Here is a 5,675-nt window from a genome sequence, read left to right as displayed (position 1 = left end):
CTACGGCAGCGAGCTGCCCGATCTGTCCGGCCCGACGCGGCGCCGGGCGCCGCGTCGGGCCGGACAGATCGGGCAGCTCGCTGCCGTAGGCATCGCCCCGCTGGCCTTCACCGCGTCCCGGGGCACCTTCAGCGTCGGGCCCGGCGGATTTGGCCCGGGCGCCCGGTGCGGCGGTTCCGGTGATGTACCGGCTGAGCCGGGCGTCGACGCCGGACGAATGCCCGGTCGACCCGGTGTCGGGGGACTCGGTCGGCCGTTGCGGCGCCTGGCGGGGCCGCGCGCCGCGCTGCCAGGGCGCCGCCTCCCCGTTCTCGGTGACCCGACCGGTGCCGGATCCGGGCTGCGGGCGGCGCCCGGTGCCAGAGTCGGCCGGGCCGCTCCCGTTCCTGGCGCTATCGCCCGGTCCGGGGCGTCCCGGCTCGTTCGGTGCAGTCACCCACGGCTCCTTACCTGTGTGCCCGCCGCCCCGGTGGGCGACGGTCGCGTCACGTCGCGTCGGGCGCGGTCTCCAACTCGGACTCGGCCGCTCCGCTTTCCTCGGCATTGCGCGCGATGGCTATCAGTGTGTCGCCCTCGCCCAAGTTCATCAACCGAACGCCCTTGGTCTGCCGCCCGGCCTTGCGGACCTGGCGCGCCGCGGTACGGATCACGCCGCCGCCCGAGGTGATGGCGTACAGCTCGCTGTCGTCGTCCACGATGAGCGCCCCGACCAGCCGGCCTCGACGTTTGTCGTACTGGATGGTCAAGATGCCCTTACCGCCGCGGCCCTGGACCGTGTACTCCTCGATCGCGGTGCGCTTGGCATACCCGCCCGAGGTGGCGACCAGCAGATAGGTGCCTTCCCGGACCACATTCAGCGACAGCAGGTAGTCGTCGGTGTTGAACCGCATCCCCTGCACCCCGGAGGTGGCGCGGCCCATCGGGCGCAGCGCCTCATCGGTCGCCGAGAACCGGATGGACTGCCCGTTGGCCGACACCAGCAGCAGGTCGTCGTCCGCCGAGCACAACACCGCACCGACCAACTCGTCGCCGTCGCGCAGATTCACCGCGACGATGCCGCCGGAGCGGTTGGAGTCGAAGTCGGTGAGCTTGGACTTTTTGACCAAGCCATTGCGGGTGGCCAGCACCAGGTACGGCGCGTCCTCGTAGCCCTTGATCTGGATCACCTGGGCGATCCGTTCCTCGGGTTGGAAGGCCAGCAGGTTCGCCACGTGCTGCCCGCGCGCGGTCCGGGAGGCCTCCGGCAGGTCGTAGGCCTTGGCCCGGTACACCCGGCCCTGGGTGGTGAAGAACAGGATCCAGTCGTGGGTGGAGCACACGAAGAAGTGCGCGACGATGTCGTCCTGTTTCAACCCGGCGCCCTGCACCCCCTTGCCGCCGCGTTTTTGGCTGCGGTACAGGTCGGTCTTGGTGCGCTTGGCGTAGCCGGTTTCGGTGATCGTCACCACCACGTCTTCGCGGGCGATCAGATCCTCGTCGCTGACCTCACCGTCGGCGGCGATGATCCGGGTGCGACGGTCGTCGCCGTGCTTCTCGACGATCTCGGCGAGCTCGTCGTGCACCATGCCGCGCTGCCGCTCCGGTTTGGCCAGAATGTCTTCCAGGTCGGCGATCTCAGCCTCGATCTTGGCCAGGTCATCGATGATCTTCTGGCGTTCCAACGCGGCCAGCCGGCGCAGCTGCATGTCCAGGATGGCTTGGGCCTGGATCTCGTCGATATCGAGCAGCTCGATCAGGCCGGCGCGGGCGATATCGACAGTCTCCGACGCCCGGATCAACGCGATCACCTCGTCGAGCGCGTCGAGCGCCTTGACCAGACCGCGCAGAATGTGGGCCCGTTCGTTGGCTTTGCGCAGCCGGTACCGGGTGCGCCGCACGATCACGTCGAGTTGGTGATCGACGTAGAGGCGGATCAGCTGATCGAGCCGCAGCGTGCGCGGCACCCCGTCGACGATCGACAGCATGTTGGCGCCGAAGCTGGTCTGCAACTGGGTGTGCTTGTAGAGGTTGTTGAGCACCACCTTGGCCACCGCGTCGCGTTTGATTTCGACGACGATGCGCAACCCCACCCGGTCGCTGCTCTGGTCCTCGATATTGGAGATTCCGGCCAGCTTGCCGTCGCGGACCTGTTCGGCGATCGAGGTGATGAAGTTGTCGTGGTTGACCTGGTACGGCAACTCGGTGATCACCAGCGAATTGCGGCCCCGGGAGTCCTCCTCGATTTCCACGACGCCGCGCATCTTGATCGATCCGCGCCCGGTCTTGTAGGCGTCGTTGATGCCTTGGGAGCCGACGATCAGACCGGAGGTGGGGAAGTCGGGTCCCTTGACCCGCTCCATCACCGCGGCCAGCGTGGCTTCCTCGTCGGCGTCGAAGTGCTCCAGGCACCAGAACACCGCTTCGGCGAGCTCGCGCAGGTTGTGCGGCGGGATATTGGTGGCCATCCCGACCGCGATACCGCCCGACCCGTTGGCCAGCAGGTTGGGAAACCGGCTGGGCAACACCGTCGGCTCCTGCACCCGACCGTCGTAGTTCGGGATGAAATCGACGGTCTCCTCGTCGATTTCGCGCAGCATCTCCATCGCCAGCGGCGTCAGCCGCGCTTCGGTGTACCTCATCGCCGCTGGCGGGTCGTTGCCCGGGGAACCGAAGTTGCCCTGGCCGTCGACCAGCGGATACCGCAGCGACCAGGGCTGGGCCATCCGCACCAGGGTGTCGTAAATCGACGCGTCGCCGTGCGGGTGGTAGTTACCCATGGTCTCGGCGACCGACCGCGCCGACTTGGCGTGGCTGCGGTCCGGCCGGAACCCGGAGTCGAACATCGCGTACAGCACCCGGCGGTGCACCGGCTTGAGGCCGTCGCGCACCTCCGGCAGCGCGCGGCCCACGATCACGCTCATTGCGTAATCGATGTAGCTGCGCTGCATCTCCTGCTGGATGTCGACCGGCTCGACCCGGTCGACGGAGTCGTCACCGGGGGGCAGCGTGGTGTCGGTCATCTGTTCCTCGTTCGTCGATGAGTCAGGTCAAGGGCATGCGCGATCAGACGTCTAGGAACCGAACGTCCTTGGCGTTGCGGGTGATAAAGCTGCGTCGGGCCTCCACGTCCTCGCCCATCAGCACCGAGAACAACTCGTCGGCGGCCGCGGCGTCGTCGAGGGTCACCCGGCGCAGCACCCGCACCGAAGGATCCATCGTGGTTTCCCACAGTTCCTTGGCGTCCATCTCGCCCAGACCCTTGTAGCGCTGGATGCCGTCGTCCTTGTTGATCTTCTTGCCGGCCTCGAGCCCCGTCTTGAGCAGACCGTCACGTTCCCGGTCGGAGTAGGCGAACTCCGGGTCGGTGCGCTGCCACTTCAGTTTGTACAGCGGCGGCTGCGCCAGGAACACGTGCCCGTTTTCGATCAGCGGTCGCATGAACCGGAACAGCAGGGTCAACAACAGCGTGGAGATGTGCTGGCCGTCGACGTCGGCGTCGGCCATCAGCACAATCTTGTGATAACGCAGCTTGGAAATGTCGAACTCGTCGTGGATACCGGTACCCAGCGCGGTGATGATCGACTGGACCTCGGTGTTCTTCAACACCCGGTCGATGCGGGCCTTCTCGACGTTGATGATCTTGCCGCGCAACGGCAAAATCGCCTGGAACATCGAGTCGCGGCCGCTCTTGGCCGAGCCGCCGGCCGAATCACCCTCCACCACATACAGTTCCGACTTGCGCGGGTCGGTGGAGCGGCAGTCGGCCAGCTTGCCGGGCAGGCCGCCCAGATCGGTCGCGCTCTTGCGGCGCACCAGTTCCCGGGCCTTGCGGGCCGCGATCCGCGCCTGCGCCGACGACACCGCCTTGTTCACCACGGTTTTGGCGTCGGCCGGGTTGGCCTCGAACCAATGGGTCAGCTGCTCGTTGCAGACCTTCTGCACAAAGGATTTGACTTCGGTGTTGCCCAGCTTGGTCTTGGTCTGACCCTCGAACTGTGGCTCGCTGACCTTGACCGAGATGACCGCGGCCAACCCTTCCCGGATGTCGTCGCCGGTGAGGTTGGGGTCCTTCTCCTTGAGCAGCTTCTTGTCTTTGGCGTACCGGTTGACCACCGAGGTCAGCGCACTGCGGAACCCTTCCTCGTGGGTGCCGCCCTCATGGGTGTTGATGGTGTTGGCGAAGGTGTGTACCGACTCGGAGTAGCCGGCGTTCCATTGCATCGCGATCTCCACTTCGTGGCCGGTGCCCTTGCCGGCGAAGTCCACGATGCTGGTGTGGATCGGATTCTTGGTGCGGTTGATGTGCTTGACGTAGTCGACCAGCCCGCCCGGGTAGTGGAAGGTGCGGTGCTTGACCTTATGCGGGGCAACGGATTCGGCGACCTGCTCCTCGGCGGTTTTGGGCGCCTCGGCGACATCGCTGACCACCTCGTCGACGACCTCGTTCTGCGCCACCCGCTCGTCGGTGAGGTTGATGGTGAGGCCCTTGTTCAGGAAGGCCATCTCCTGCAGCCGGCGCGCCACGGTTTCGAAGTTGTATTCGGTGGTCTCGAAGACGTCCGGGTCGGCCCAGAACCGCACCGTGGTGCCGGTCTTTTTGGTGGCGTCGCCCTGTTTGAGGGTCCCGGGCACCGAATGGTCGTAGAACTGTGACCATTCGTGGCCGTCGCGGGAAATTTCCACCTCAAGTCGGGTGGACAGCGCGTTGACCACCGAGACCCCCACCCCGTGCAGCCCGCCGGACACCGCATAGGCGTCCGAGTCGAATTTCCCGCCGGCGTGCAGCTGGGTCATCACCACATCGACGGTGGGGACGCCGGAGGCGTGCATGGCGACCGGAATGCCACGGCCGTCGTCGGTGACCTGCACGCCGCCGTCTTCCAGGATTTTGACGTCGACGGTCGAGGCGTAGCCGGCCATCGCCTCGTCGACCGCGTTGTCCACCACCTCCCAGATGAGGTGGTGCAACCCGCGCTCACCGGTGGAGCCGATGTACATCCCGGGGCGTTTACGGACGGCCTCCAACCCTTCGAGGATGGTGATGGATTGGGCGCCGTAGTCGTTTTGTGCTTTCTTCTTCTGGGCAGCCACGGTCGGAAAGCTCTCCTTGGGGGTCGCGTGCGAGCGGTCCAGTCACCGCAGCATGTCGTCCCGGCCAGTCTACCGTGAACTGGCCTCGGCACCGATTTTCTGGGGTCGTTTTTGCACAGCTATTCAGGTCGTGCGTCCAATTTTTTGGCCCAGGACGTGTCCGGACGGTGGCCAGTCGGGTTCGTGTCGTCCTGGTGGCTCTCAGCGGCCCTGCCGGACAGGCGTCACCCGTAGGTGTCCCGGGGTCCGCGACCGGCGATGTGCCGCGGTCCCTTGCGCCACGACGGCGCCGACGGACCGGTGATCTTCAGGCTGGTCACCACCCCGTCCCCGACCGCGGCGGCGATCTTGGCCAGCAGTTGTGCTTGTACCATCCGCAGCTGGGTCGCCCACGCGGTCGACTCGGCCGTCACGCTGAGTACCCCGTCGCGCAGCTGGGTGGGGGTGGCGTGGTCGGCGATCTGCCCGCCCACCACCGACGACCATTGCCCGAACACCGCACCCTCGGCGACCCGCGGGGTCCACCCCCGGGTCCGGGCCAGATCCCGGGTGGCCGCACCCAGCGGCTGCGGGTCCCGCGAGTCGGGTCCGGGCCCGGACCCGGG

3 protein-coding genes and 1 pseudogene are annotated in these 5,675 nt (G+C 66.8%); all 4 read right to left on the bottom strand.

Going from position 1 to position 5,675, the window contains the following annotated elements; translation table 11 throughout:
* Positions 1-436 (bottom strand): annotated as a pseudogene (locus tag BKN37_RS28960) (DUF3566 domain-containing protein); the annotation flags it as partial.
* A 49-nt stretch (positions 437-485) separates the two neighbouring features.
* The gene (gene gyrA, locus BKN37_RS24530; RefSeq protein ID WP_071029562.1) at positions 486-2,999 is read right to left on the bottom strand and encodes a DNA gyrase subunit A; all 2,514 of its coding nucleotides are present in this window, start codon (positions 2,997-2,999) and stop codon (positions 486-488) included.
* 43 nt (positions 3,000-3,042) lie between these two features.
* Positions 3,043-5,070: a DNA topoisomerase (ATP-hydrolyzing) subunit B gene (gene gyrB / locus BKN37_RS24525; protein WP_071029560.1), complete on the bottom strand. Its 2,028-nt coding sequence runs from the start codon at positions 5,068-5,070 to the stop codon at positions 3,043-3,045.
* 224 nt (positions 5,071-5,294) lie between these two features.
* Positions 5,295-5,675: DUF721 family protein (locus tag BKN37_RS24520; RefSeq protein WP_071029564.1), on the bottom strand; the 381-nt coding region annotated here is incomplete at its 5' end.

It is taken from the genome of Mycobacterium talmoniae (genome assembly GCF_001854525.1).
Classification (GTDB): domain Bacteria; phylum Actinomycetota; class Actinomycetes; order Mycobacteriales; family Mycobacteriaceae; genus Mycobacterium; species Mycobacterium talmoniae.
Note: the sequence above shows the minus strand (reverse complement) of the source record. Positions and strands in the feature narration are given on the sequence as shown.

Bases quoted from the DNA above. Each gene is read 5' to 3' on its own strand.
- gyrA (WP_071029562.1), bottom strand. From the start codon at position 2,999: ATGACCGACACCACGCTGCCCCCCGGTGACGACTCCGTCGACCGGGTC.